Origin of the sequence: Roseovarius sp. MBR-6 (assembly GCF_040547525.1) — a bacterium.
Classification (GTDB): domain Bacteria; phylum Pseudomonadota; class Alphaproteobacteria; order Rhodobacterales; family Rhodobacteraceae; genus Roseovarius.
Genome location: NZ_JBEPPW010000068.1, coordinates 1 through 1,310 on the forward strand (window position 1 = coordinate 1; position 1,310 = coordinate 1,310).

At 61.8% G+C, this 1,310-nt stretch carries 1 protein-coding gene; it reads right to left on the reverse strand.

Features of this window, described 5'->3' with window-relative positions; translation table 11 throughout:
• The coding region (gene istA, locus ABIE57_RS20495; protein ID WP_354540887.1) for an IS21 family transposase at nt 1–1,130 on the reverse strand (1,130 nt) is incomplete at its 3' end.
• Nucleotides 1,131–1,310: the final 180 nt, after the last annotated feature.

The following is a 1,310-nucleotide window of genomic DNA, read 5'->3' on the forward strand; positions in this document are numbered from 1 at the left end:
GTGCGCACATGCGATGCAACACGCTGTCCGGCATGGAAAACTTCGACCGTGCGCGTGGTGATGCGCGCCCACAGCTCTTTCTTCAGCAACTGATAGGGCACCGAGTAATAATGCCTGTCGATGGCGATGTGGTAATCGAGCCCGGCGCGGCACTTCTTCCATTCCGCATAAACGTAAGGAGCCATCGGCAGCGGCTTCAGGGTCGGCTTGTCCAACTGTTCGAACAACTGCTTGCGACTGGCGCCGAGATGGCGCGAGGTCTTGTCGTTGAGCCGGTCGAGCAGCGGGCGGATGGCCGCGTTCACCTCTGTGAGGCTGAAGAATTGGCGATTGCGCAATCGCGCCAGGATCCACCGCTCAACCAGCAAAACCGCCCCCTCGACCTTTGCCTTGTCCTTCGGCTTGTGCGGCCGCGCGGGCACAACGGCCGTGTCGTAATGCCTAGCCATATCCGCGTAGGTCCGGTTGAGCGCGGGATCATAAAAGCAAGCCTTCGTGACCCCGGCCTTCAGGTTGTCGGACACGATCTGCGCCGTTACGCCCCCGAAAAAGTCAAAGGCGCGCACATGGCTCGCGATCCAGTCCGGCAGCGATTGCGTCCACGTCGCCTCCGCAAAGGTATAGTTTGAGGCCCCGAGGGTCGCGACGAACAGCTGTGCCGGGCGCACCTCGCCAGTCGTAGGGTCAATCACGTCGACCGTGTGCCCTGCGTAATCGACGAACAACCGTTCGCCCGCCGGATGACGCTGCCGCATCACCGGCGACAGCTTGCCTTCCCACCGCGTGTAAAGCTCGCAGAACCGGGAATAGCCGTAGCCTTCGATGTGATCGGCGCGATATTCCTCCCACAGCAGCGACAACGTCACGCCCTTGCGGCGCAGCTCGCGGTGGACGTGCGCCCAGTCAGGCTGGGTCGCTCGGTTTGAAACATCACGCGCCGTCCGGGGATAAATCAGGCGCTCAAGGTCTGTATCGGACATCTCTGGTGGCAGCGGCCAGCCCAGACCCAACTCAGTAGCGCGATCAAGGTAACCCCGAAGGGTTGTCCGCCCAATCGCCAGGCTCGCCGCAATCTGGCGCGTCGACAGCCCCTCGGCTGACAGCCGCAAAACATCTCGTATCTTCCGCATCGGCAATCTCTTCATCGGGCTTCCTTCGTGCCAAAAGGGCGGAAGGTAGCCGGTTACAGATTGCCTCGCAGCAGCACGTCAAAGGGGTGGGCGGATCCCCCGGAATCGGTGGGCGCATCAAATCGGAACGGGTGGGCGCATCAAATCGGAATCGGTGGGCGCATCATCCCGGAATACGCA